Origin of the sequence: Vibrio sp. Isolate32 (assembly GCF_022397955.1) — a bacterium.
Classification (GTDB): Bacteria; Pseudomonadota; Gammaproteobacteria; order Enterobacterales; family Vibrionaceae; genus Vibrio.
In genome coordinates, this window is record NZ_JAKEUQ010000003.1 from 116,373 (window position 1) to 142,701 (window position 26,329).

22 protein-coding genes and 3 pseudogenes are annotated in these 26,329 nt (G+C 45.3%); 10 read left to right on the forward strand and 15 right to left on the reverse strand.

Going from position 1 to position 26,329, the window contains the following annotated elements; translation table 11 throughout:
* Positions 1-340 precede the first annotated feature (340 nt).
* The 8 genes from yacG to nadC all read right to left on the reverse strand — a co-directional run bounded on the left by yacG (position 341) and on the right by nadC (position 7,427).
* Positions 341-538 (reverse strand): DNA gyrase inhibitor YacG, encoded by a 198-nt coding sequence (yacG, locus tag L1D11_RS03160; RefSeq protein ID WP_008222354.1) that lies wholly within the window; start codon positions 536-538, stop codon positions 341-343.
* An 80-nt stretch (positions 539-618) separates the two neighbouring features.
* Positions 619-1,359 carry a cell division protein ZapD gene (gene zapD / locus L1D11_RS03165; RefSeq protein ID WP_061032469.1) on the reverse strand — a complete coding sequence of 247 codons (741 nt, stop codon included), beginning with the start codon at positions 1,357-1,359 and terminating at the stop codon, positions 619-621.
* 26 nt (positions 1,360-1,385) lie between these two features.
* The gene (gene coaE / locus L1D11_RS03170) at positions 1,386-2,000 is read right to left on the reverse strand and encodes a dephospho-CoA kinase (RefSeq protein WP_239831499.1); all 615 of its coding nucleotides are present in this window, start codon (positions 1,998-2,000) and stop codon (positions 1,386-1,388) included.
* A gap of 2 nt (positions 2,001-2,002) precedes the next feature.
* Positions 2,003-2,872 (reverse strand): A24 family peptidase, encoded by an 870-nt coding sequence (locus L1D11_RS03175; RefSeq protein WP_239831500.1) that lies wholly within the window; start codon positions 2,870-2,872, stop codon positions 2,003-2,005.
* A gap of 65 nt (positions 2,873-2,937) precedes the next feature.
* Positions 2,938-4,167 (reverse strand): type II secretion system F family protein, encoded by a 1,230-nt coding sequence (locus L1D11_RS03180; RefSeq protein WP_239831501.1) that lies wholly within the window; start codon positions 4,165-4,167, stop codon positions 2,938-2,940.
* A 15-nt stretch (positions 4,168-4,182) separates the two neighbouring features.
* Complete coding sequence (gene pilB, locus L1D11_RS03185) at positions 4,183-5,871, reverse strand: type IV-A pilus assembly ATPase PilB (protein WP_239831502.1); 1,689 nt, start codon at positions 5,869-5,871, stop codon at positions 4,183-4,185.
* A 1-nt stretch (position 5,872) separates the two neighbouring features.
* Entirely contained in the window at positions 5,873-6,283 is a 411-nt protein-coding gene (locus tag L1D11_RS03190; RefSeq protein ID WP_048659369.1) for a pilin, read from the reverse strand.
* A gap of 253 nt (positions 6,284-6,536) precedes the next feature.
* Positions 6,537-7,427, reverse strand: a complete 891-nt coding sequence (gene nadC / locus L1D11_RS03195; protein ID WP_239831503.1) for a carboxylating nicotinate-nucleotide diphosphorylase — start codon at positions 7,425-7,427, stop codon at positions 6,537-6,539.
* A gap of 83 nt (positions 7,428-7,510) precedes the next feature.
* On the opposite strand from nadC, the pseudogene ampD reads away from it, so the two are divergent.
* The 6 genes and pseudogenes from ampD to ltrA all read left to right on the forward strand — a co-directional run bounded on the left by ampD (position 7,511) and on the right by ltrA (position 17,818).
* A pseudogene (gene ampD, locus L1D11_RS03200) lies at positions 7,511-8,111 on the forward strand (1,6-anhydro-N-acetylmuramyl-L-alanine amidase AmpD).
* Positions 8,112-8,593: 482 nt separating this feature from the next.
* The gene (gene pdhR, locus L1D11_RS03205) at positions 8,594-9,355 is read left to right on the forward strand and encodes a pyruvate dehydrogenase complex transcriptional repressor PdhR (protein WP_004738167.1); all 762 of its coding nucleotides are present in this window, start codon (positions 8,594-8,596) and stop codon (positions 9,353-9,355) included.
* 62 nt (positions 9,356-9,417) lie between these two features.
* Positions 9,418-12,081 carry a pyruvate dehydrogenase (acetyl-transferring), homodimeric type gene (gene aceE, locus L1D11_RS03210; protein ID WP_239831504.1) on the forward strand — a complete coding sequence of 888 codons (2,664 nt, stop codon included), beginning with the start codon at positions 9,418-9,420 and terminating at the stop codon, positions 12,079-12,081.
* A 30-nt stretch (positions 12,082-12,111) separates the two neighbouring features.
* Complete coding sequence (gene aceF, locus L1D11_RS03215; protein WP_239831505.1) at positions 12,112-14,037, forward strand: pyruvate dehydrogenase complex dihydrolipoyllysine-residue acetyltransferase; 1,926 nt, start codon at positions 12,112-12,114, stop codon at positions 14,035-14,037.
* 241 nt (positions 14,038-14,278) lie between these two features.
* The gene (gene lpdA, locus L1D11_RS03220) at positions 14,279-15,709 is read left to right on the forward strand and encodes a dihydrolipoyl dehydrogenase (protein WP_004738171.1); all 1,431 of its coding nucleotides are present in this window, start codon (positions 14,279-14,281) and stop codon (positions 15,707-15,709) included.
* A gap of 873 nt (positions 15,710-16,582) precedes the next feature.
* Positions 16,583-17,818, forward strand: a complete 1,236-nt coding sequence (gene ltrA, locus L1D11_RS03225; RefSeq protein WP_345779302.1) for a group II intron reverse transcriptase/maturase — start codon at positions 16,583-16,585, stop codon at positions 17,816-17,818.
* Between the two features lie 345 nt (positions 17,819-18,163).
* On the opposite strand, the gene L1D11_RS03230 is transcribed toward ltrA, so the two are convergent.
* A complete protein-coding gene (locus L1D11_RS03230) occupies positions 18,164-18,514 on the reverse strand; it encodes an AzlD domain-containing protein (RefSeq protein WP_239862010.1) in 351 nt (116 codons plus the stop codon).
* 2 nt (positions 18,515-18,516) lie between these two features.
* Positions 18,517-18,660: pseudogene (locus L1D11_RS03235) on the reverse strand (branched-chain amino acid ABC transporter permease); the annotation flags it as partial.
* Positions 18,661-18,690: 30 nt separating this feature from the next.
* Between L1D11_RS03235 and L1D11_RS03240 the strand changes: the two are divergent.
* Both L1D11_RS03240 and L1D11_RS03245 read left to right on the forward strand, forming a co-directional pair.
* A pseudogene (locus tag L1D11_RS03240) lies at positions 18,691-19,643 on the forward strand (L-serine ammonia-lyase, iron-sulfur-dependent, subunit alpha); the annotation flags it as partial.
* A 52-nt stretch (positions 19,644-19,695) separates the two neighbouring features.
* Positions 19,696-19,896 (forward strand): helix-turn-helix domain-containing protein, encoded by a 201-nt coding sequence (locus L1D11_RS03245; RefSeq protein ID WP_239832460.1) that lies wholly within the window; start codon positions 19,696-19,698, stop codon positions 19,894-19,896.
* A 26-nt stretch (positions 19,897-19,922) separates the two neighbouring features.
* On the opposite strand, the gene L1D11_RS03250 is transcribed toward L1D11_RS03245, so the two are convergent.
* A complete protein-coding gene (locus L1D11_RS03250; protein ID WP_239862012.1) occupies positions 19,923-20,720 on the reverse strand; it encodes a sterol desaturase family protein in 798 nt (265 codons plus the stop codon).
* A gap of 72 nt (positions 20,721-20,792) precedes the next feature.
* On the opposite strand from L1D11_RS03250, the gene L1D11_RS03255 reads away from it, so the two are divergent.
* Both L1D11_RS03255 and nagK read left to right on the forward strand, forming a co-directional pair.
* Positions 20,793-21,539, forward strand: a complete 747-nt coding sequence (locus L1D11_RS03255; RefSeq protein ID WP_239862014.1) for a tRNA-uridine aminocarboxypropyltransferase — start codon at positions 20,793-20,795, stop codon at positions 21,537-21,539.
* A 163-nt stretch (positions 21,540-21,702) separates the two neighbouring features.
* A complete protein-coding gene (nagK, locus tag L1D11_RS03260) occupies positions 21,703-22,611 on the forward strand; it encodes an N-acetylglucosamine kinase (RefSeq protein WP_239862016.1) in 909 nt (302 codons plus the stop codon).
* Between the two features lie 133 nt (positions 22,612-22,744).
* Here nagK and L1D11_RS03265 read toward each other — a convergent pair whose 3' ends face one another.
* The 4 genes from L1D11_RS03265 to L1D11_RS03280 all read right to left on the reverse strand — a co-directional run bounded on the left by L1D11_RS03265 (position 22,745) and on the right by L1D11_RS03280 (position 26,327).
* Positions 22,745-23,011 carry a DUF2960 family protein gene (locus L1D11_RS03265; RefSeq protein WP_004742251.1) on the reverse strand — a complete coding sequence of 89 codons (267 nt, stop codon included), beginning with the start codon at positions 23,009-23,011 and terminating at the stop codon, positions 22,745-22,747.
* A 217-nt stretch (positions 23,012-23,228) separates the two neighbouring features.
* Positions 23,229-25,046: a bifunctional molybdopterin-guanine dinucleotide biosynthesis adaptor protein MobB/molybdopterin molybdotransferase MoeA gene (locus L1D11_RS03270; protein ID WP_239862018.1), complete on the reverse strand. Its 1,818-nt coding sequence runs from the start codon at positions 25,044-25,046 to the stop codon at positions 23,229-23,231.
* Entirely contained in the window at positions 25,046-25,630 is a 585-nt protein-coding gene (mobA, locus tag L1D11_RS03275) for a molybdenum cofactor guanylyltransferase MobA (protein ID WP_239862020.1), read from the reverse strand. The genes L1D11_RS03270 and mobA overlap by 1 nt, the downstream gene beginning before the upstream one ends.
* Positions 25,608-26,327 (reverse strand): energy-coupling factor ABC transporter ATP-binding protein, encoded by a 720-nt coding sequence (locus tag L1D11_RS03280; protein ID WP_239832466.1) that lies wholly within the window; start codon positions 26,325-26,327, stop codon positions 25,608-25,610. Before L1D11_RS03280 ends, mobA begins: the two co-directional genes overlap by 23 nt.
* Positions 26,328-26,329 lie beyond the last annotated feature (2 nt).

Here is a 26,329-nt window from a genome sequence, read left to right on the forward strand (position 1 = left end):
TCTATCGATAAAAGCGGAGCCATTTGGCTCCGCTTTTTTGTGCCTGCTGTTTAGAGCTTTGAAAGTAAGCGATCCCCAATTCGTTCGTTACTCGCTCTTGTGGATGACGGGGAGGTTTGAATTACTGAGTTAGTGCATGAAACTAGATGAGTTGATACTAGGACTACTTTGGTCGTCATTCCCTAGACTGACGAAGCAAGGAGTAGGAAATCTCTTTTGGCAAACGCCAAACTGTCGGCAATAAAAAAGGATTGACGCAAAACGCCAACCCTTAATAATTCACCTCGAACCTCGAACCTCGAACCTCGAACCTCGAACCTCGAACCTCGAACCTCGAACCTTAGTACTGGTCTTCCGACCAACCATCGCTATCAGACATATCTGGTGCGCCAGCGATACTGTTTTCTTCGTCTGCCCATTCACCGAAATCAATCATCTGACATTGCTTACTGCAAAACGGACGGTGTGGGCTCTGTTCACCCCATTCAACGTCAGTATTACATTGAGGGCATTTAACGATGGTGATTTTGTTCGACATAGTGATTCTTAATTAGAGAGTGTAATAACAAAGAGTTTAGGCTCAAGTGTTCACTCAAGCCAAACGCTAAAGGAAATTAATTAGGTGCAGATAGCCAGCTCAAATTCGATATCTTGAGTACAGGCTTGTCCTGTTTCAAAACTCATGAATTTAACAGCAAAGCGGTTTTTGTGCCCTGAGATCATAGGGTAGGCACCGTATTGCATCGGAATGGATAGGCGAAGGATATTCGCTTCTTCAGCATCGCTCTGGAAGAAGCCAGCGCGAGCAATTTGCTCTTTAAAGTGACCAGTCTCTCGGGTTAGCTTTAACCATAGTGTTAGCGCTTCATACAGAGGCTGTAGGCTATCCATCCACGCCTTGGCATCTCTCATTCTCTTATCAAGAGGGAGGTGCAACCAATAATGCAGCGCTGGTAGGTCAAAGCAGCATGAACCGCCAGGCAGATTAAAACGCTGGCGAATGGCACTTAGGAAGCGGTCTTCTTTAAGAGATTGGCCAAAACGCTCCGCGTGCATTAAATCACGATAGATGTTGCCAATGTCATTGAGCAGTGACGTAAGCATCTCTTGATCGACACCTTCAACGTCTAACCAGCTTTTGTAGGTGACACGTTGCTTCTCAAGATCTTTTGCAAGTTCGCTCTTGAGTTGGATCTGTTCGAAGATTTCAATCAGATCGAAGATAGAGCGGAAAAAGAGTTGATACTGTTGAGCATCGGAAAATGTAGAAGACAGGTGTAACTGCCTCAAGAGCGATTCCACTCTTAGGTAGATGCGTGTTTTCTCATTTAGAGGATGTTCAAATTTGTGGGTGATCATCGAGCAAGCCTTCATTCAACATAGTTCTATTCTGACCCATCTACTGTACTGATTGCCAGATACTTTTTATGTAAATCTGTGATTTTCGGCAAAAGTTCTTGGTTTATAGTATGGTTATTAATCACGTCATCTGCAACTGCCAAACGTTGTTCTCTTGAAGCTTGTGATTTCAAAATTGATGCAACTTGTTCCCTAGAAACATTGTCACGGTTCATCGTTCGCTCAATCTGCACTTCGGTAGGCACATCAACAATTAATACGCGATCCGTCATGCCTTGCATCTGGTTTTCAACTAATAGAGGTGCGACTAATAAACCATAGGGAGAGGTAACTTTAGACAGGTCACTGTCAATTTTGTCACGGATCATGGGATGAAGAAGATCATTGAGCCACTGCTTCTCTTTGGGATCAGAGAAGATCAACTCTCGCAGCTTACTTCGGTTGAGTGTTCCATCTTCAAGTAAGATAGCCTCGCCAAAGTGTTCGGTAATCCGCTTTAGGCCTTCACTACCCAGAGCGACTACTTCACGTGCCACAATATCGGCATCGACAATATCAATGCCAAAGTGTTCGTTGAATAGGTTAGCGACGGTGGTTTTGCCGCTGGCGATACCACCGCTTAATCCGATAATGATTGCCATGGTTAAATTCCTAGTACAGAAGTAAAATACCAACCCATGATGTCGTTGCCCCACATCAAGCTTACCCAACCCGCAATCGCAAGGTAGGGGCCAAACGGAAAGGCTTTGTCTATGCCTTGTTGTTTTAAGCGAAGTTGAATCAAACCAAACACAAGCCCAACAAGCGAAGATAAAAGGATGATCATCGGTAGGTGCTGCCAACCAAGCCATGCCCCAAGAGCAGCCAACAACTTGAAGTCACCGTACCCCATGCCTTCTTTGCCTGTTAGCAGTTTGAACAGCCAATAAACAGACCATAAAGCTAGGTAGCCTGCCATAGCGCCAACCACTGAGTCTTGAAGTGATACAGGGCTGACATTAAACAGAGCTAAAGCGACACCAGACCAAACCAAAGGCAAGGTAATTTGATCCGGCAGTAACATAGTATCGAGATCGATGAAAGTCGCAGTAATTAACGCAAAGGTGAAAAATATCAGTGCAATAGCGTAAAAGCTGAAACCAAAGTGACTCGCGACAACTGTACACAGTATTGCGGTCAGCAGTTCAACCAGAGGGTAGCGAATGCTGATCGGGGTGGCACAACTGTGACACTTGCCCTTCAAGAATAACCAGCTTAATACTGGGATATTGTCGATAATTCTTAATTGAGTGTTGCATTTCGGGCAGGTAGAGCGAGGAATGTTGAGATTAAACTTTCCCTCTGGTGCCGGAATTTTATATTGAGAGAAATACTCCGAGCACTCTTGTTGCCACTCACGCTCCATCATAATCGGTAAACGATGTATGACGACGTTGAGGAAGCTGCCGATAAGGAGGCTAAAAATGAAAGCTAATACGGGGAATAGCCAAGGGTAGTAGTGAAATACTTCCATAGTGTCCTTTACCACTTAATCAAGGTGAGCAGAGATTGCTGCTCATGGGTGTTTAGTCGCTTTAACTATCCTAACACACTCATAAGATTAAAGATCGGTAAGTACATCGCAACTACAAGCCCGCCAACAACCGTCCCCAAAAATACGATGATCAATGGTTCTAAAATTTTCCCTAAATTGTCGACGGTGTTGTCTACTTCAAACTCGTAAATGGAAGCGACTTTGTTGAGCATATCATCAAGGTTGCCCGACTCTTCACCAATCATCACCATCTGCAACACCATTTCAGGGAAGGCATTGGTATTGCGCATCGCGATATACATCGGCATGCCTGCTGCAGTTTCACGGTGAACCTCAATGATTGCTGATTCATAATGCAGGTTGCCTGAGGTTTTGGCTGTAGTTTTTAGGCTCATTAAAATAGGAATACCGGAACTAAAGCTTGTTGATAAGGTTCGGCTGAATTTGGCTATTGAGGCTTTAGCTAATACGCCACCGAGAACAGGGAAACGCAATCCTAGCCGACTGACAGACAGTCTGAACGAGTGGGAGCGCTGACACAGTTGGTAAATAATCAGAACAAGAAGCCCGATGCCTACAGCCGCATAAAAACTGTAAGCCTGCATCCAATGGGAAAGGTAGAGTACTTGTTGGGTAAACCAAGGGAGATCGGCACCAAAGCCTGAAAACATCGACTCAAACTCCGGAATGACCATAGTCAGCATTAAATAAGAAACGGTCAGTGCAACGGTGACCACCATCGCGGGGTAAATCAGTGCTTTGACGACTTTAGATTTTAATTGCTCACTCTTTTCTCGATATGTCGCTAAGCGTTCAAATACTTGTGCGAGGTTACCGGAAAGCTCACCTGTGGCAACCAAATCAGTGTAGAGGTCATCAAAGTGGCGACTTGCGGTTCGCATCGCTTTTGAGATTGGTGTTCCGGCTTCTACACCTTTGCAGATGTGCGATAGAATTGATTTCATTTCTGCTTTGCGGTGATTGTCTGAAACCAACTTTATCGCTTGTACGATGGGTACACCTGTGGCGAGCATAGTCGCAAGTTGCCGAGTTAAAATTGTGATGTCTTTGGCTTTGACGCGATGTGTTAGACGAGTGACGGCTGAAATACTTTTCTTTTTGATTTTCTTAATTTGAATATGTTGTTCTTTGAGCTTTTCTCGCACTTCTAATTCGGTAAGCGCTAAGGTTTGTCCTGACACTTTCTTGCCTGAGCTATTGATGCCTTTCCAGTGATAGCTTTTTAATTGTGATTGTTTGGACTTGCTACTCATTGGTGCTCCATTGGGTTATATGTACAGAACACGTTGCAGTTCTTGGTAGCTGGTGGTGCCTTCAAGCAATTTATCCAGACCGGACTCTTGCAGTGTTCGCATGCCTTCTCGACGCGCAAGGTCTTCAATTGCCAACGCATTGGGTTTATTGATAAGGCTGCTTTTGAGTTTGTCGGTAAAAGGCATCACTTCATAGATACCGACTCGACCTGAATAGCCTTGATTACACTCATTACACCCTTGAGGGTTGGGTTTATAGATGCTTTGGCTGTTAGGGATAGAGTGACGCAGAAAGATGTCCGGAGAGTCGTCATTTTCTTTGCAATGGCTGCATAACCGTCTTGCCAGTCGCTGAGCGATAATTAAGCTTAACGAGGACGCTAAGTTAAATGGTTCAATACCCATGTGGGCGAGCCGAGTGACGGTTTCCGCTGCAGAGTTAGTATGAAGAGTCGAAAGCACCAAGTGACCCGTTTGCGATGCTTTGATAGCGATCTCTGCAGTTTCTAAATCTCGGATCTCACCGACCATCACCACATCTGGATCTTGTCGCAAAAACGAGCGTAGGGCTTCAGCAAACCCGAAGCCGATCTTTGGCATCACTTGCACTTGATTGATACCAGACAGGTTAATCTCTACCGGATCTTCCGCGGTGGAGATATTACGTTCTGTGGTGTTCAACACTCGAAGGCCGGTATAAAGCGAGACGGTTTTTCCGCTGCCAGTAGGGCCTGTCATTAAGATCATTCCTTGCGGGCGTTTTAGTGCATTGAGATACAGTGTTTTTTGATCGTCGCTGTAACCGAGCTTATCGATATCGAGGTTGGCTGCGCTGCTATCGAGTAGCCTCAGTACAATTTTCTCGCCCCACAAGGTAGGCAATGTTGAGACGCGCATATCAATCGCAAGCTCATCATTCAGGCGCAACTTGATGCGTCCATCTTGAGGTAAACGACGCTCGGCAATATCAAGCTTGGCGAGAATTTTTAAACGGGCGGATAAACGACGGCTTAAGTGAGAGGCGGGCTGCTGGATTTCAACCAATATTCCGTCACAACGTAGGCGCACACGGTAATGCTCTTCGTAAGGTTCAAAATGGATATCGGATGCGCCTTTACGTACCGCATCGACCAGTATCTGATTGATAAATCGGCTAACTGGAGAGTCGTCTTGACTAAGGTCTTCAATCGACGCGAGCTCGTCATCAGATACTTCAACTAGGTTAGCTAGTTCATCTTGGGTGATCTCTTTGCGCTTGGAGTCTTGTCCGGAAATAGAACGACCATACAGTTTGCGTATCGCGCCTTCTAATTCAGAGTAATTGGCGACTGCCAGTTCTATCTGAAGCCCGGTTGCAAAACGAAAATCATCTTCCGCTTGTAAGTCGGTCGGGTCGGCTGAAGCAAGTGTGAGCGTCGAGTTAGAGACTGAAATCGGGATAGCTCGATATTTAGTGATCAGTTCACGTAGCCCTAGTTGGTCACACAAAGCTTCATAATCTGTGTTGTTAAGTTGTACTAAGGGTAAGCCGAAGATGGTTTGTATATTGTTTGCTAAGGAGTCGCTCGTGAAGAGATCAAGAACGAGTAAAGCTTCAGGTGTTGAAATACCTGAAGCTTGTACATGTTCCGCCACGGCTTGTTCTTGAGTCAGGCTAAGTAAGTCAGCCTGACGGAGAACTGTAGGGAGGTTGGTTAGCCTCAAATTAGTTACAACCTTCTATTGAAGGAATCGCGCTTGAGGCTGATAGTGAGCATGACCAACCAGTATCTGCGTTTCTTGTCATTGTCATGCTGTCACCATCAAGGCTACCGTCCACAAATGAAAATGAAATAGTCGTTCCTGAGGCTGAGATTGTCCCTAACGTGTTTGATCCTGCTGAAACACCTAATGCACTTACACCACCACTAATACTGCCTTCTTCTTGAATTAATAATTCAGCAGGTGTAATTAGCGCTTTTAATGTTGCTAACGCAGAGGATGCTTGGCTTTTCGCTACATAGTTTTTATATGCAGGCACAGCTATAGCTGATAAAGCACCAATAATCGCCACTACAATCATCAATTCAATCAGCGTAAAACCTTTCTGATTTGTTCTTTTGTTCTTGTTATTCATTCTTTTCATTCCATTCTTTAGTTTGTTTCAGTGCAAGCACAAGATGGTAGAGAGAATAGAAGTCGAGATGGGGAAGTGGAATGGTGTTCAGGTGCGGTCGCGAGTGGTTTTGAATTTATTGAATAGCTGTTGCATATAGCACGCAAATTTATGCGATCAACTTAAATAACGGTTTGAAATACTGATAATTAAGGCAATAAAAAGGCACTGTCATTAACAGTGCCTTTAGGGAAACTATTTACTATTCAGTAAATTACGCTTTGAATCTCATTGATAGATCCATTGCTTTTAGGTGCTTGGTCAATGCGCCAACCGAGATGTAATCAACACCCGTTTCAGCGAACTCAGCGATAGTATCTAGTGTCACGTTACCAGAGTTTTCTAGTGCAGCACGGCCAGCGTTGATCTTCACAGCTTCACGCATCATGTCAGTGGTGAAGTTGTCTAGCATGATGATGTCTGCCCCTGCATTGATAGCTTGCTCTAGCTCTTCTAGGCTCTCAGTTTCCACTTCAACAGGCTTACCTGGGTTAAGCTCTTTTGCTGTTGAGATAGCTTTTTCAATACCGCCACATGCGATGATGTGGTTTTCTTTGATTAGGTAGGCATCGAAAACACCGATACGGTGGTTGAAACCGCCACCACAAGCCACAGCGTATTTTAGTGCACTACGTAGGCCTGGGATGGTTTTACGAGTATCTAACAGGCGGCACTCTGTGTGTTTGATTTTGTCAGCATAGATGGCGGTTGCGGTCGCACAACCAGATAGCGTTTGAATGAAGTTCATTGCGTTACGCTCACCCGTTAATAGTGCGCGCGCTGGACCGGTTAGGGTGCAAAGCGTTTGGTTTGGTTCAACCTTATCGCCATCTTCGACGTTCCACTCGATAGTCACTTCACCGCCTAGCTGCTTAAACACCTCATCAGCCCATGCTTTACCACAGAATACGCCGTGTTCACGAGTGATGATGGTTGCGCTGTTGATCGCGTCTGCTGGGATTAGACTTGCTGTGATGTCAGCCGCTGGATCTAACGTACCGCCTAGGTCTTCTTTGATTGTTTCTGCGACTGCTCGAGTAATCTCGAAAGGCAGTTGCTCTTTTAAGTAGTCAAGGCGTTGGTGGCTGTTATGTGTGTTTTTCATCGCAAATCTAATCTTGAAAGGGAGTGGGAATGGAATGATACTCTTGCTTAACTTCAAATTAAAGAGGCTAGCGTGACTGCTCCATGGGCGAGGTCACAATCTACTGTGCTAGCAAAAAAAGAAAGCGAGACCAAGATGACGATCTGCTCCAAAGGATGGTACGAAAACGCTCGGCATGTTCCTTCCCCGTATTTTGATGCTCGGCCGAGTGTCGATGATATCTCTCTGCTGGTGGTCCACAATATAAGCCTGCCACCGGGGCAATTTGGTGGGCCTTATATCGAGCAGTTTTTCACGGGCAAGCTCGATCCAGCGGAACACGCGTTTTTCAAAGTGATTCATCAAATGGGGGTATCTGCTCACTGCTTGATTCGCCGTGATGGTGAAGTGGTGCAGTTCGTTTCTTTCCTAGACAGGGCTTGGCATGCTGGCCAATCGAGCTTTGCCGGTCGTGAAAGGTGTAATGATTATTCTATTGGTATCGAATTAGAGGGCAGCGATTTTGTTGCCTATACAGAGCAGCAGTATCAAGCCTTGACTGAGCTAACGGAAACACTGGTCTCAAGTTTTCCTCAGATCACTAATGAACGTATCACTGGCCATCAATACATAGCACCTTTACGCAAAACAGACCCTGGGTTGGTCTTCGACTGGACAAAATTTAAAGGCAAATTGCGCTTCTAATCCTTAATCTTATTTATGGCTCTGCCAATTGCAGAGCCTTGCTTAATCAACGCTTAGCATAACCACTTGTGAATTTTTGTTGTTGCTGTGTAAATAAAGTGGTTAAAGGGAGCGAACGAATTAATCGAGAGTGTGACGAGCTTATCAAACGCTCAAATATTAAAACTTATGAACAGTATTTACCTCTTAAATGTGCGCTTGGTTCGATTTTTAATCAAGTGACACACATCTTTCTGAAACAATTCATTTTTATCCTGAAACTTTCTAGCACGAAACTTACCCAAAAGTATTAGCTCTGTAAATGGTAAGACCAATTTGGTTGCTGTTTTAAATTTCATTTGTTAAATCATGGTTAATTCACTTTTAGTTCTATGATGCAGGTCAATTTTATACTGGACAGTGGCGTTTTAATTATGTTAATTTCTGCCCAACTTAAAATTGGTATTACCAATTGTCAGCGAAGAAAAGAAGAATAACAAACTATGGCTTATCAAAGGATTCGTCAGCCAAAACTCTCCGATGTAATCGAACAAGAGTTAGAAAGGTTGATTGTGGAAGGAACACTGGCTCCAGGGCAGCAACTGCCGCCTGAGCGCGAACTGGCGAAACAGTTCGATGTGTCTCGTCCTTCAATCCGAGAAGCGATACAACGTTTAGAAGCAAAACGCTTGCTTACTCGCCGTCAAGGTGGAGGTACGTTTGTTAGCGAAAATATCTGGAAAAGCTTTTCAGATCCTTTGCTTAATTTGTTGTCATCCCATTCTGAAACCCAACTAGACTTGTTGGAATCGCGTCATGCGATGGAAGGGATTTCGGCTTACTTCGCGGCATTACGTGGTACTGATGAAGACTTTGCTCGTATTCAAGCTTGCCAAGAAAAAATTCACGGCGCGCAAGATAAGGGTGATATTGAAGCCGAATCTGCAGCAGTGATGGCTTTTCTTATTGCTTTAACAGAGGCAGCACACAATGTGGTGTTATTGCACATTGTTCGTAGCTTGGCTCCGTTACTCGAACAAAACGTCTTGGAAAATTTAAAGCTGTTGCATCGTCGTAAAGACGTTGTGGAGAAAGTGAGTATACATCGAGCTAATATCGTAGATGCGATCGTTTCTGGCCAGCCTGAGAAGGCGCGTGAAATGTCACACTCTCATTTAGCTTACATCGAAGAAACATTGCTGGATTTGACGAAGGAAGAATCGCGCCGCGAACGTTCTCTACGTCGAATTCAACAGGGTAAATAGCCGTAATACTTCGGCTTTTTACGTGTTTAGTAGAATCCAACTAACAAAAAGGATAGATCGCCATGTCTGACATGAAGCATGACGTTGATGCTCTGGAAACTCAAGATTGGTTAGAAGCTCTTGAGTCAGTAGTACGTGAAGAAGGTGTAGAACGTGCACAGTTTTTACTAGAACAAGTTCTAGACAAAGCGCGTTTAGATGGCGTTGATATGGCTACAGGTATCAACACAAACTACATCAACACAATTCCAGCAGCGCAAGAGCCAGCTTACCCTGGTGACGTAACTCTTGAGCGTCGTATTCGTTCGATTATTCGCTGGAACGCGATCATGATCGTATTGCGTGCTTCTAAGAAAGACCTAGACCTAGGTGGTCACATGGCTTCTTACCAGTCAGCAGCAGCGTTCTACGAAGTTTGTTTCAACCACTTCTTCCGTGCTCCAAACGAGACGGACGGTGGCGATCTAGTTTACTACCAAGGTCACATCTCTCCTGGTATCTACTCTCGTGCATTCGTTGAAGGTCGTCTAACTGAAGAGCAGCTAGATAACTTCCGTCAAGAAGTGGATGGTAAAGGTATCCCTTCTTACCCGCACCCGAAACTGATGCCTGAGTTCTGGCAGTTCCCTACAGTATCTATGGGTCTTGGTCCGATCTCTGCGATCTACCAAGCTCGTTTCCTTAAGTACCTAGAAGGCCGTGGTCTTAAAGATACTTCAGCTCAACGCGTATACGCTTTCCTAGGCGACGGTGAGATGGATGAGCCAGAATCACGTGGTGCTATCTCTTTCGCTGCGCGTGAAAAGCTAGATAACCTATGTTTCCTAATCAACTGTAACCTACAGCGTCTAGATGGCCCTGTTATGGGTAACGGTAGCATCATCCAAGAACTTGAAGGCCTATTCAAAGGTGCAGGTTGGAACGTTGTTAAAGTTATCTGGGGTAGCAACTGGGATTCTCTATTAGCTAAAGACACTACTGGTAAGCTTCTTCAACTAATGAACGAAACTATCGATGGTGACTACCAGACATTCAAATCTAAAGATGGCGCATACGTACGTGAGCACTTCTTTGGTAAGTACCCAGAAACAGCTGCACTAGTTGCAGACATGACTGACGACCAAATCTTCGAACTGAAGCGTGGTGGTCACGATTCTTCTAAACTGTTTGCTGCATTCAACAATGCAAAAGAGACAGGTGGCAAGCCAACAGTAATCCTAGCTAAGACAGTTAAAGGTTACGGCATGGGTGAAGCAGCAGAAGGTAAGAACATCGCACACGGTGTTAAGAAGATGGACATGACTCACGTACAATACCTACGTGACCGTCTAGGCCTACAAGACATCCTTTCTGATGAGAAAGTGTCTGAGCTTCCTTACCTGAAACTGGAAGAAGGTTCTGCTGAATACGAATACCTACATGCTCGTCGTAAAGCCCTACAAGGTTACACGCCTGCACGTCTGCCAAAATTCACTCAAGAATTCAAAGTACCAGAGCTAGAAGAGTTTGCTCCTTTACTAGGTGCACAGAAGCGTGAAATTTCAACGACTATGGCTTACGTACGTACGCTAAACATCCTACTGAAAGACAAGAACATCGGTAAGAACATCGTTCCTATCATCTGTGATGAAGCGCGTACATTCGGTATGGAAGGTCTATTCCGTCAGGTTGGTATCTACAACCCACACGGTCAAGAATACACACCTGAAGATAAAGGCATCGTTTCTTACTACAAAGAAGCAACATCTGGTCAAGTTCTTCAAGAAGGTATCAACGAGCTAGGTTCTATGGCTTCATGGGTTGCAGCGGCAACTTCATACAGCACGAACGACCTACCAATGATCCCGTTCTACATCTACTACTCTATGTTCGGTTTCCAACGTATTGGCGACATGGCATGGCTAGCAGGTGACCAACAAGCGCGTGGCTTCCTACTAGGCGCTACAGCTGGTCGTACAACACTGAACGGTGAAGGTCTACAGCACGAAGATGGTCACTCGCACATCCAAGCGAACACTATCCCGAACTGTATCTCTTACGATCCAACATTTGCTTACGAGCTAGCAGTAATCATGCAAGACGGTATCCGTCGCATGTACGGCCCTGAGCAAGAGAACGTTTACTACTACCTAACAGTAATGAACGAGAACTACGCAATGCCAGCAATGCCAGAAGGCGCTGAAGAGGGCATCCGTAAGGGTATCTACAAGCTTGAGTCTCATGAAGGTGCTAAGGGCAAAGTTCAACTAATGAGCTCTGGTACTATCATGAACGAAGCGCGTAAAGCAGCTGAAATTCTAAGCGAAGAGTACGGCGTAGCATCTGACGTATTCTCTGTAACGTCGTTCAACGAGCTAACTCGTGACGGCCAAGCGGTAGAGCGTGACAACATGCTTCACCCAGAAGCTGAAGAGAAAGTACCGTACATCACAACTGTACTTGGTAAAGAACCTGCAATCGCAGTGACTGACTACATGAAGAACTACGCTGAGCAAGTACGTGCTTACATGCCAAGCGAGTCTTACAAAGTACTTGGTACTGATGGTTTCGGCCGCTCTGACAGCCGTGCAAACCTACGTCGTCACTTCGAAGTTAACGCTGGCTACATCGTAGTTGCAGCTCTAACTGAACTGGCTAAACGTGGTGATATCGAGAAATCTGTAGTTGTTGAAGCAATTGCTAAATTCGATATCGACACTGAAAAAACAAACCCACAATACGCTTAATACAGCGCTTAACTAGAAGGTAAATAAGCAATGGCAATCGAAATTAATGTACCTGACATCGGTGCGGATGAGGTTGAAGTTACTGAGATTCTTGTAAGCGTTGGCGACAAGGTTGAAGAAGAACAGTCTCTGATCACTGTTGAAGGCGACAAAGCTTCTATGGAAGTTCCAGCGTCTCAAGCAGGTATCGTTAAAGAAATCAAAGTAGCTGAAGGCGATTCAGTTTCTACTGGTTCTCTAATCATGATTTTCGAAGCCGAGGGTGCAGCTGAAGCTGCGCCTGCTCCAGCAGCAGAGGCAGCTCCAGTAGCTGCTCCTGCAGCGGCAGCAGCGGCAGCAGCGGCAGAGCTTAAAGAAGTTCACGTTCCAGATATCGGTGGCGACGAAGTAGAAGTTACTGAAATCATGGTTGCTATCGGTGATTCAGTAGAAGAAGAGCAATCTCTTCTAACTGTTGAAGGTGACAAGGCTTCAATGGAAGTTCCTGCACCATTCGCTGGTACAGTTAAAGAAATCAAGATCGCTTCTGGTGACTCAGTGTCTACTGGTTCTCTAGTAATGGTATTCGAGGTTGCTGGTTCAGCACCTGCAGCAGCACCAGTTGCAGCACCAGTTGCAGCGGCTCCAGCAGCGTCAGGTACGCCTGCCGCAGCTGAAAAAGAAGTAAACGTTCCAGACATCGGCGGTGACGAAGTTGAAGTTACTGAAGTAATGGTAGCGGTTGGCGATACAGTAGAAGAAGAGCAATCTCTAATTACTGTTGAAGGCGACAAAGCTTCAATGGAAGTTCCTGCACCATTCGCTGGTACAGTTAAAGAGATCAAGATTGCAGCTGGCGACAAAGTGTCAACTGGCTCTCTAATCATGACTTTCGTTGTGGCCGGCACTCCGGTTGAAGGCGCAGCTCCAGCTCCTGTTGCAGCACCTGCACAAGCAGCAGCTCCAGCGGCGGCACCTGCACCTAAAGCTGAAGCTCCAGCGGCAGCAGCTCCTGCAGCTGCAGACGACTTCCAAGAAAACGGTGAGTACGCACACGCGTCTCCGGTTGTTCGTCGTCTAGCTCGTGAGTTCGGTGTAAACCTAGCGAAAGTTAAAGGTACTGGTCGTAAGAGCCGTGTACTTAAAGAAGACGTTCAGTCTTACGTTAAAGATGCACTTAAGCGTCTAGAGTCTGGTGCTGCTGCATCTGGCAAAGGCGGTGACGGCTCTGCTCTTGGTCTACTACCATGGCCAAAAGTTGACTTCAGCAAGTTCGGTGAAACTGAAGTTCAGAAGCTTTCTAAGATCAAGAAGATCTCAGGTGCAAACCTACACCGTAACTGGGTAATGATCCCTCACGTTACACAGTGGGATAACGCAGACATCACTGAGCTAGAAGCATTCCGTAAAGAGCAGAACGCAATCGAAGCTAAGAAAGACACTGGCATGAAGATCACTCCTCTTGTGTTCATCATGAAAGCTGTTGCTAAAGCACTAGAAGCGTTCCCAGCGTTTAACTCTTCTCTTTCTGAAGATGGCGAAAGCATCATTCTTAAGAAGTACGTAAACGTAGGTATCGCGGTAGATACTCCAAACGGTCTAGTTGTTCCTGTATTCAAAGACGTGAACAAGAAAGGCATTTACGAGCTATCTGAAGAGCTAATGGCTGTGTCTAAGAAAGCACGTGCTGGTAAGCTAACTGCAGCTGACATGCAAGGCGGTTGTTTCACAATCTCTAGCCTTGGTGGCATCGGCGGTACTGCATTTACGCCAATCGTAAATGCTCCAGAAGTAGGTATCCTAGGTGTATCTAAGTCTGAAATTAAGCCAGTTTGGAATGGTAAAGAGTTCCAGCCACGTCTTCAGCTTCCACTATCTCTATCATACGACCACCGTGTGATCGATGGTGCTGAAGGTGCACGCTTCATTACTTTCCTAAACAGCGCACTATCTGACATCCGTCGTCTAGTACTGTAATTGAGAAAGTAATTATTAAGGTGGCTTTCGGGTCACCTTAATTCTTTATATAAAGACTATTTTTAGAGAACAGTTCCCGCTTTTCTCATAAAGCGAAAGGGAAGTGTTGTCTAGCTCACAGGCTAACTTAAAGCTACTTTCACACTGTTAACATCTCTGTAAAATGTTGGCTGTTTGAAAGCCCAATAATTTTAAGAACATCTACTCAGCCTGTTAGGGATAATGACTACAAGAGGTCACAATGAGCAAAGAAATTAAAGCCCAAGTTGTTGTACTTGGTTCAGGTCCTGCTGGTTACTCAGCTGCATTCCGTTGTGCGGATTTAGGTCTAGAAACAGTACTAGTTGAACGTTACAGCACTCTTGGTGGTGTATGTCTAAACGTTGGTTGTATTCCATCGAAAGCACTTCTTCACGTTTCTAAAGTAATCGAAGAAGCGAAAGCGATGGCAGAGCACGGCGTTGTATTCGGCGAGCCACAAACGGACATCAGCAAGATCCGTATCTGGAAAGAAAAAGTAGTAGACCAACTAACTGGCGGTCTTGGCGGTATGGCTAAGATGCGTAACGTGACAGTTGTTAACGGTTTCGGTAAGTTCACTGGTCCTAACAGCATCCTAGTTGAAGGCGAAGGCGAAGCAACAACAGTTAACTTCGATAACGCAATCATCGCTGCGGGTTCTCGCCCAATCAAACTTCCTTTCATTCCACATGAAGACCCACGTATTTGGGATTCTACGGATGCACTTGAGCTGAAAGAAGTTCCTGAAAAACTGCTTATCATGGGCGGTGGTATCATCGGTCTTGAAATGGGTACGGTTTACCACTCTCTAGGTTCTAAAGTAGACGTAGTTGAGATGTTCGACCAAGTTATCCCTGCTGCGGATAAAGACATCGTTAAAGTCTTCACTAAGCGTATCAAGAACAAGTTCAAGCTAATGCTTGAAACTAAAGTAACTGCAGTTGAAGCGAAAGAAGACGGTATCTACGTTTCAATGGAAGGCAAGAAAGCACCAGCTGAAGCTGAGCGCTACGATGCTGTTCTTGTTGCTATCGGTCGTGTTCCAAACGGTGCACTTATCGATGCTGAAAAAGCAGGTATCGAAGTTGACGAGCGTGGCTTCATCAACGTTGATAAGCAAATGCGTACAAACGTTCCTCACATCCATGCGATCGGTGACGTTGTTGGTCAACCAATGCTTGCTCACAAAGGTGTGCATGAAGGTCACGTAGCTGCTGAAGTTATCTCTGGTAAGAAGCACTACTTCGACCCTAAAGTAATCCCATCAATTGCGTACACTGAGCCAGAAGTTGCTTGGGTAGGTAAGACTGAGAAAGAAGCGAAAGCGGAAGGCCTAAACTACGAAGTGGCGACTTTCCCTTGGGCTGCTTCTGGTCGTGCAATCGCTTCTGACTGTGCAGATGGTATGACTAAGATGATCTTCGATAAAGATACTCATCGCGTAATCGGTGGTGCTGTTGTTGGTACTAACGGTGGTGAGCTTCTTGGTGAAATCGGCCTAGCAATCGAAATGGGTTGTGACGCAGAAGATATCGCTCTTACTATCCACGCTCACCCAACTCTACACGAGTCTGTTGGTCTTGCTGCGGAAGTATTCGAAGGTTCAATCACTGACCTTCCAAATAAGAAAGCAGTGAAAAAGAAGAAGTAATTCTCCTTTAGCCACTCGCTAATGTTTTTAAAAGCCGCTGATTCGTCAGCGGTTTTTTTATGGTGCGCCGAGCATGGCGTTGATCTAGGAGGTGAAAGTCCTCTACGGGCTCAGTCGAGCGAGAACCGTTAGCCTATGCAAGGGTGTTCACCGTGAGGTGAAATCTGAAGGAAGCAAATGGCAAAACTTGGTTGTGACGAACAGAAATCTGATAGTAGGCCATTACAACTTGGGCAACCTAGCCATAGATAGAATAGTCCAATGCCTCGACGGGAAGTGTGTAGTGGTAAATCAGGCACAGCCAAGGGANTGGTGCGCCGAGCATGGCGTTGATCTAGGAGGTGAAAGTCCTCTACGGGCTCAGTCGAGCGAGAACCGTTAGCCTATGCAAGGGTGTTCACCGTGAGGTGAAATCTGAAGGAAGCAAATGGCAAAACTTGGTTGTGACGAACAGAAATCTGATAGTAGGCCATTACAACTTGGGCAACCTAGCCATAGATAGAATAGTCCAATGCCTCGACGGGAAGTGTGTAGTGGTAAATCAGGCACAGCCAAGGGAAAGAACAACGCCTTACCTCGGGAGATCTTATTGTTTGTCTCAATAGAGACTAATCCAGCAGTGATGTTGTGTGATGAGCAATAAGAAGTCAGCAGAAGGCATAGTACTTTGAGAATGTACAACTCAAAGGAAGGCCTGAACTGAATATATCAAGAAGCAGTCACTAGACACTCAATCATGTGGAGTCATAGCAAGATGAAACTCATCTCTACGTCCCAAAGGGCAATACCGCAAGTAAAGCTCATGGATACGAAGAATGACAAGCATGGTCGGCGTAGACAGGAGGGCGAGTCTTGGTGACCTCAACTTCGTTGATGGAGCAAATCTGCTCCTCAACCAATTTGAATCAAGCTCTTAGACGCGTGAAGAARAACAAAGGGTGTGCAGGAGTCGACAAGCTCGACATCAACGCCACTATCTCAAGACTTCGACAGGCATCAAACGGGCAAGAGCTTCGCCAGAGTCTTCTGGATGGAAGCTATCAACCTCAACCTGTTCTTGGTGTAGAAATCCCCAAAGCTAGTGGTGGCGTAAGGCAATTAGGTATCCCAACAGTCCTTGATAGGGTAGTCCAACAGGCAATCACATCAGTGYTGTCATGTATCTATGAGCCGAAGTTCTCCGACAGTAGTTACGGGTTTAGACCCAACCGCAGTGCGCACCATGCATTGGCGGCCGCCAGTCGCTACATCCGAGAGGGGCGAGGTTATGTAGTAGATATCGACCTAGCAAAATATTTCGATACAGTGAATCACGATAGGCTAATGCACAGGCTGTCACAAGATATTGCTGATAAACGCGTGTTAAAGCTAATTAGGTCATACCTACAGGTAGGCATAATGCGACATGGACTAGTTGAGCAGAGACAACGAGGCACACCCCAGGGTGGGCCATTATCTCCGCTACTATCAAATATTGTATTAGATGAACTGGATAAAGAGCTAGAGCGTAGAGGGCATAAGTTCTGTCGATATGCAGRTGACTGCCAAATCTACGTGCGTAGTGAGGAAGCCGCTCATCGAGTCAAAGAGTCGATAACGGAGTTCTTGGAGCAGAAACTAAAGCTGACGGTAAACCGTAAGAAAAGTGCAGCAACGAGAGTGACAAAGCGAACTTACCTAAGCCATCGCTTCCAGATAGACGGAAGAATCGGGATATCGAAGGCGGCACAAGCTCAAATGAAGAAGCGAGTACGTCAGATAACGAAGCGAAATCGAGGACGAGAGTTACAGGTGATAATCACGGAGTTAACTCAATATCTAAGAGGATGGCAACACTACTTCAAGCTTACTGTTCGTAAAAGTGCAATGCAGCGCTTAGATGAATGGATACGGCGTAGATTAAGGTGCTACCGACTAAAGCAGCGCAAACGCAGACACAGCATAGCGATATGGTTACAGCGACAAGGTGTAACGGAGCGTAATGCGTGGAAGCTAGCGATGTCAGATAAGGGTTGGTGGCATCTATCTTCAACGCCACAGNGTGATAATCACGGAGTTAACTCAATATCTAAGAGGATGGCAACACTACTTCAAGCTTACTGTTCGTAAAAGTGCAATGCAGCGCTTAGATGAATGGATACGGCGTAGATTAAGGTGCTACCGACTAAAGCAGCGCAAACGCAGACACAGCATAGCGATATGGTTACAGCGACAAGGTGTAACGGAGCGTAATGCGTGGAAGCTAGCGATGTCAGATAAGGGTTGGTGGCATCTATCTTCAACGCCACAGKTTAATCACGCCATGCCAATAAAATGGTTCGAGGGGTTGGGGCTGTACTCACTAAGAGATGGGTACGAGTCACTGAAAGTATATTCGGAACCGCCGTATGCGACCCACGCTTGTACGGTGGTGTGAGAGGACGGAGGCTGCGAGGCCTCCTCCTACTCGATTAGCTAGTGTTGGAATACATACATGAAAAAGGTAGGTATGACGTGCTGGAAAAATATCAGCGATGCAACACCACTGATTACCACCCAAATCAAATCGAAGCGCAGGCTCACAAGCGTACAAACAATTGCGGCCAATACTTTTGGGTTGTGTAGATCAAATTCCATATCTGGCCCTGCACCTAATATCTCGACAGCAATAATCGCAGGTAAAACTGTAACCGGGACAAAGCGCAGCGTCTTTTTTAATCGCTCCGACATCTCAAACTTACCAGCTAAACCAATCACTGAAAATCGAATAACAAAGGTCGCCGCTGCCATCGCAAGAGTAATAAGAATAAAAGTCGTAGTATTCATTGTTATGCCAATCCACGTTCTTGAGTTACTCGGTCATTTTGCGTCGCTTCTTGTTCCGCTTGTTCAGTCGATAAGTCCATGCGGTAGCCTGCGTAAACCCCAACAACGGCGGCAATTACGAGGCCGAGAGAGTAGGGAAGTTCTGCGAAAAACACCAATGGCAACAGTATAAAGAGATTTTGAATACCGTCGTGAAGCCAACGCTTGGCTGTACAGAACCCATCTCCGCAGCTTACGCTTGTTCTGTTGCGGGGACAGGAAAAATTGGCCTACCCATAGCTGCAGCCGTGGGTGCGATTGGTGGGGACCCAAACGCTGGCTTGGAAGTGCTGGCGAACATCAGAGAAAAGATGTCGAAAAAGCATAAGCATTGATTGACGCAGGCCAAGTCAGCGCACACCGTAAAGATGTAGACGAATTTATCTATTGCTATGCGGAAGTAGAATCGGAAGGCCAAATAGCGGCGGTGGAAATCAGCGGCGGTGGAAATCAGCGGCGATCATACTCAGATCATCAAAAAATCTTAAATGGCACCGTTCTATTTAGCTAAGATTGCGATCAAACAATACCAACGGGTTCTATCTGTGACGGAACCGATATTGATATTGATATTGGTAGCATCTACAACTTTGCCACCAGTGCAGATTTCGACGATATTGCTTTTATACTCGAAGCATTGGCTCATGCCTATGGCCTTGAAGTCGGGCGTACTATGGCACAAAGCATCCAATTAGGCCTGATGGCAGAAGACTTGATGAATAAGATCGTCATGCAAACGGCTGCCGCGTCTGATGCTCGAATGGGCGGTGCGACTCTACCTGCTATGAGTAACTTTGGTAACGGTAACCAAGGGATAGCAGCAACAATCCCTGTCGCGGTAATTGCAGAGCACTTTAAAGCGACTCAAGAGCAATTGGCGCAAGCCTTAATCATGAGTCACTTAGGTGCGATTTATATTAAGTCGCATTACCCACCATTGTCTGCATTTTGTGGGAACACAGTCACTAGCGCTTCAGCGGCTATGGCGATGGTATATCTAGCTAAAGGATCGTTTGAGCAAGGCTGCTACGCGATTCAAAATGTCCTGGGTGATTGTTCAGGTATGGTGTGTGATGGAGCTAAGTCTACCTGAGCAATGAAAGTGAAAACCTCAACCCTTTGCGCGTACTAATGAAGAGATGATGCACAGCTCAATTGAAACGGTAAGAGAACAGGTAAGTAATGACGCAGACATCGCGCCATCGAAGATGAGCCGAGAGATTGTCACTCGATTACATGAGATGGGGATTTTCGATTTGAAAGACAGCGCCCAAATTGCGGCAAAAGGACTCGATATCTCTATCCATACCATCTACCGCTACCTACGTGAGCTAAAAGCCTAACGTTTGTTGGTTAGCTAAATCTCATTCTATTTGTTCTGGTTGTATCTAAGTGGCTGGGTAATCAGTTTATCTAGCCTTTGTTCCTTCCCATCACGTATCTCTGGCACGCCAATGCTTACCTTATCGTGACCAAGCTTGGGTTGAGCACGATACGTCTTAAACCAGATATCCCACACTGATAGGAAGAAACCAAAATTAGAGTGGTTCTCTTTGACGATGACTGAATGGTGCACTCGATGCATGTCTGGCGTGACAATCAATTTACGAAGCTGATTGTCGAACCATAAAGGTAAACGACCATTGCTGTGATTAAACATGGCACTCACATTCAGTACGACTTCAAATATCACCACCGCTAGCGCCGGCACGCCCAATATGAAAATCAATGCGACCTTAATCAACATCGACAAAATCATCTCAATTGGGTGAAAGCGGGTACCCGTTGTTACGTCTATATCTAGATCAGCGTGATGTACGCGATGAAGCTTCCACAGAACCGGGATACGGTGGAAGACGAGATGCTGAGTGTAAATGGCAAGATCTAGTAACACGACACAAAGGAACACGGTGATTTTAAAGGGTAGACTGATGTTATTGAACAGACCCCATTGATTTTGTTCCGCAATCTGTGCCGCTTGAAATGCCGCAACAGGTATTAATGTCGCCAATAAAACACTGTTAAGCGCCATTAATGAGAAGTTATTTCCCCACCGAAGCCACTTGTTTTGCGTTAGTGTTTTTCTAGGTGCTTGGTATTCCCACAAAGCACACAAGACAAAAGCGGTGATAAAACAGACAAGGCGAAGTAGTGATGGGTCCTGCATAAGAATTCCTTCTATCATTATCAAGCCACTGTAAGTACAATCGTGCCACTTTTCTAGTTCTATCTATCGTTATTGTCCATGAGAATTCACGCCTTCCACCGTTTGTACCAACACCGTTTATCACTTTCTACAAAGCCGTTTAACGCGCGTGGATGTAAAGTGGTGCGATGTGAGTATTGCAAAATCAAACAAGATAGTTGTATCTGTGAGCATCAACCAGACATAGATACGAACGTCGCGACCATGTTGATCTTGTCTGATAACGAAATCTTAAAGCCAAGTAATACAGGCCGTTTGATTGTAGACACGGTGAAAGACAGCCATGTTTACCTTTGGCATCGAACTGAGCCAAACACAGAGATGCTTGATGTTCTTAAGGACGAAAAGTATCAACCTGTGATTGTGTTCCCAGAAGACTATACCGATGACAAATCACGAGTGGTTCAAGACCTGCCACTAATGCGTGATCCAAACAAAAAGCTACTTCTGATTTTCATCGACGGTAGCTGGCGTGAAGCGAGACGTATCTTTAGACGTTCTGAGTACCTACAAGATTTACCTGTATTGTCGATTGAGCCTGAATCCGTTTCTCAATACATGATGCGAAAGTCAGACAATGAGCAACACCTTTCAACTGCAGAAGTCGCGAGCTTAGTATTAAAACAGGCTGGTGAGGAGCTAGGCGCAAAAACATTACAGCTATGGTTTGAAGCATTTCGTGAAAGCTACATGCTAAGTAAGACTCGTTACAAGTCGGATCCGACCAAACCAAGCCTGAATGCTTTCATAGAGCACAGTAAAAATGAGACGTCACTCTAACCTTTAACCGCTTTGTGCTGACTTGTTGTTCAAACAGGCTCAAACACGAGATAAGTTTGTTATCTATCACGGTTTGTAGGGGGAGTGTTATGGATAATGTTCCTCAGTTGTTTTATTTAAAGAGTTTATTCGCCCGAATTTAGGGAAAAATTGGAGAGATTTCATGTATTACGGCTTCGATGTTGGCGGCACTAAAATTGAATTTGGTGCATTCAATGAGAAACTTGAGCGAGTAGCGACAGAGCGCGTTCCAACACCAACAGATGACTATCAGTTACTGCTTGATACGATTACTGGTTTAGTAAAGAAATACGATAGCGAATTCTCTTGTGAAGGCAAAATTGGCCTTGGCCTTCCTGGTATGGAAAACGCAGACGACGGCACTATGCTGGTTGTTAATGTTCCAGCATCAACAGGCAAGCCACTACGTAAAGATTTAGAAGCGCTAATCGGACGTAGCGTAAAAATCGAAAACGATGCGAACTGTTTCGCGCTTTCTGAAGCTTGGGATGACGAGCTAAAAGACGAACCATCGGTTGCTGGTTTAATTCTAGGTACAGGTTTTGGCGGCGGTTTAGTTTACGAAGGTAAGGTATTCTCTGGTCGTAACCACGTTGCCGGTGAGCTAGGCCATATGCGTCTGCCTTTGGATGCATGGTTCCACCTTGGTGACAACGCACCACTTTTAGGTTGTGGTTGTGGTAAAAAAGGTTGTCTAGACAGCTACCTATCGGGTCGTGGCTTCGAATTGATTTACGAGCATTACTTTGGTGAGAAGAAGAAAGCGATTGAGATCATCCAAGCTTACAACGAAGGTGAGGCTAAAGCGGCTGAGCACGTTGACCGCTTCATGGAGCTTTTAGCGATCTGCTTTGCGAACCTGTTTACTGGCCTAGATCCACACGTTGTTGCACTGGGTGGCGGTCTTTCAAACTTCGAGCTTATCTACGAAGAAATGCCAAAGCGCTTGCCTAAATACTTACTGTCTGTTGCTAAGTGTCCGAAGATCATCAAAGCAAAACACGGTGATTCAGGCGGCGTTCGTGGTGCTGCATTTCTAAACATCAAATAGTGATGGTTTTCAGCTAAACACATTACGCAGAATAAATAAAAAATGCCGCAATCTCGAAAGAGGTTGCGGCATTTTTTATTGTTTGGTGATTAGAGCCAGTAACTCGTTATTAAGAGCGAGGATCGCTAAGAAATTACTTCTTCTTTTTACCAACACCAAGGTTTTCTTTTTGCTTCAGTGTAAGCTTTGAAAAACCTAGCTTACGGAAGTAATTATCTTGGTAATTACGAACCGCTTTAGTATCTGAAATCAACTCAAGCTGCTGCTCTGTTTTTAGGTATTCAGTGATGTCGATGCCTTCAGCATCAGCAACCGCTTCTTGGATCGTGCGGTGTTCTTGTTTTGAAAACAGTAACTCTTTTTCTTCGTCTTTGTACGTGTACAGAATGGTACGAGCCATGATGCGCTCCAATAGAATTTTTACTTTGGGGGCACTCTACATAAAAACCGTACGTCGCTCAAGGTAATGGTAAGAAATCTTAAGATTAACTTAGTTAATGGGTTACTTATTAAGGTTAGCTCAGAAATATAAAAGCCCCTTGCGACTAAACCATCGCAGAAGGGGCTTCGAGCGTTCGAACTTTAGTGCAATCAGACACCTTAGGCAGCTTTATTAATTAAACGCGGCCTTGCAGTGGAATGATCGTCACTGTTTCACCAACTTTCACGGTATCAACCGATGGTGAAATTTCAATTAAGCAGTTTGCTTTACTCATTGAGCGCAGAATGCCTGAACCTTGTTTACCAGTCGTCTTAACTTCAAGTACGCCAGATTCGTTCATAGTGAATACACCACGGATAAATTCAGTACGGCCTTGGCGAGAACGTAGTTGCTCAGTAGCTACCGCGTTCGCTTTTACTGGTGTCCAGTTTGTTTGACCTTGCAACTTGCGTATCGCTGGCTCGACAAAGTTAATAAACGACACCATTACAGCGACTGGGTTACCTGGTAAACCGAAGAATGGTTTATCTTCAATTTTACCGTAAGCAAGAGGACGGCCCGGACGCATGTTGATGCGCCAGAAGTTAATCTCACCCAGTTTATCTAGCGCGAGTTTGATGTAGTCAGCATCACCAACAGATACACCGCCAGACGTTAATACCATGTCAGTCTCTAACGACGCAGCATGAAGGACATCCAGCATCTTCTGTTCGTCATCTTCAATGATGCCGTAATCGACGATGTCACAGCCAAGCTTTTGAAGCATACCGATAATAGTAAAACGGTTTGAATCGTATATAGAGTTTGGTTTCTGCTCGCTACCTGGTGCTTGAACTTCATCACCTGTCGAGAATACACCAACTTTCACTTTACGTAGAACAGGGCAGGTACCGAAACCCAGTGATGCCATCATGCCCATTTCTGGCGCTTCGATTCGCGTGCCACGAGTAAAGACAGGTTGGCCGATTTCAAGGTCTTCACCCGCCATACGGACATTTTGTCCTACTGAGATTTTTGCGTCTGGGAAACTAACTGTTTCACCTTCTTGAACAGCCTGCTCACGCATAACAACCACATCAACACCTTCTGGCATTGGTGCACCTGTCATGATCTTAACCGCTTCACCTTGTTGAACTGTCTTGTCGTAGCTGTGTCCTGCCATAACTTCAGCAACAACGTGGTAGCTATCCAGTTCTAAGTCTTCACTACGAATGGCGTAACCGTCCATTGCAGAGTTAGTGTTCTGAGGTACATTGATTGGCGAGATAACATTTTCAGCCAGCACGCGGCCGTAGCCTTGCAGTAATTCAACACTCTCTGTTAGAGCAATCGCGTCAATGCTATCAACAATCTTTTGCTGACCTTGAGTGACGGTTAATCCTGCAGGAGAGAACGAATCACAACAAACAGCTGGTGTTGCGTCTTTTGAAGACGAGCATGACACGGCTTTGCCTGTTGTAGAGGCAAGGTCAAAGCACTTCGCGTAATCGATGATGAAATCACGAATCGCTTCTAAGTCGCTGATCGTCATTTGTGGCAGATCGGATTCAACGTGTCTGTCTGCCGCGATAGCGATAATGTTGCTATCGTTCGGGTACAACCAAGGTTTACCCACTTCATCTCGGTGCAATTCAATTTTAGGGAAAGCGATATTCTTACAGCCTTCAACCAAAATCAGATCAAGCGTGTTGGTATCAAAGCGAGTCAGCAGGTAATCAAAATCAGCTTCGGCTTCTGGTGTTTCTGTCATCATTACATGACGGTTAAGCGAAGCGATCAACATTTGGTTCGCGCCCGCTTTACGTAGGCGGTAACTGTCTTTACTCGGCTTATCGACATCAAAATCGTGGTGAGCATGTTTTAACACGCCAACTTTTAAACCCGCGCCAGTCAGTAAAGGAAGCAGTGCTTCAAGTACGGTTGTTTTGCCTGTACCGCTATAAGCAGCAAAGCCCAATAGAGGAAGGTTAGGGCGTTGTTTAGAATCTTTCATTATTGAAGCGTTCCGAATTGGGTGAGTTCTTCTGGCGTGTTGAGATTGACAAAGCAGTTAGGAGAGTCGCTAAAATCAACGTATTCGGTGACACACTCTTTGTATAGCAAGATGATTTTACGATCGCCACGTTCCAAAAACGATTCTAACTTTGGTAGGACACGCTTGTGGAATAGGGTGAATACAGGCTGCTTAAATTTGCCATCATGCGCGACAAGAATGTCGCTGTCTTCTTTAACTGCAGAACAAAAACGCTCTACAAGGTCGTCACTGATTTGTGGGCTGTCACAAGGGACAAAGCCAACCCAGTCTGTGTTCGCGTTTTTAAGGCCAGCATGAATGCCACCCAATGGGCCTGGGTAGTCAGGGAAAGAATCGGAAACAACCGGAGCAAATGCTTGGTAACTGTCTAGGTTACGATTGGCATTGATAGTAATGCTGACATCTTGTTGTGACAGCTTGTTTATAACGTATTGAATAAGCGGAGAACCGTTGAGCTCAACGAGCCCTTTATCTTTTCCGCCCATACGGCTAGCCTGTCCACCAGCCAAAATAACCCAACTAGTTTGCGTTGGAAGCAGCATAAATATTCTCTTGTGCTTTATCTTTCTGAATAACTTGCAGAAGCGGGGATTCGGTCAAAGTATTGTCTTTGATCCACCACTGCTTCTTACATAAATCGGTTAACGCGTTAGTTTGGTGACTTGTGATGACTAAACTCGCGCCTCTCTGAAGAAGATCTTCGGCCATAATCACCAATCTTTCAATAGATTCTTTGTCTAAAGAAGCACTTGGTTCATCCATAAGCAAGATTGAAGGCTTAAGAATCCAAGCTCGAGCCATTGCTACGCGTTGACGCTCACCGCCAGACAACACAGAAATGTGCTCATCTGCCAAGGTCTCTAAACCTACCATTCTCAGTGCATTAATTATTTGAGCTCGCTTATCTTTTGGGCTCTCTTTGTTAAAGCGAATGCCATAAGCGGCATTTTGGTACACCGAACCATCAAAAAGATAGGGGGTTTGATGCAAGTAGATGATGTCTTTGAACTTGAGCCGATGAAATAATTTCTGCTGCCAACTCTGTGACGGGGACTGAATACGGCCAGAACTCGGCTGAATTAATCCAGACAAGATTTTAAGTAGGGTCGTTTTACCAACACCATTGTCTCCTTTGAGATAAATGGCATCGTTGGGGCCGATCGACAATTCGGGAATGTGGAACAAAACACGCTCTTTGTAGCGCATTGAAATTTGCTGCGTTGTTATTTTTATACTCATGA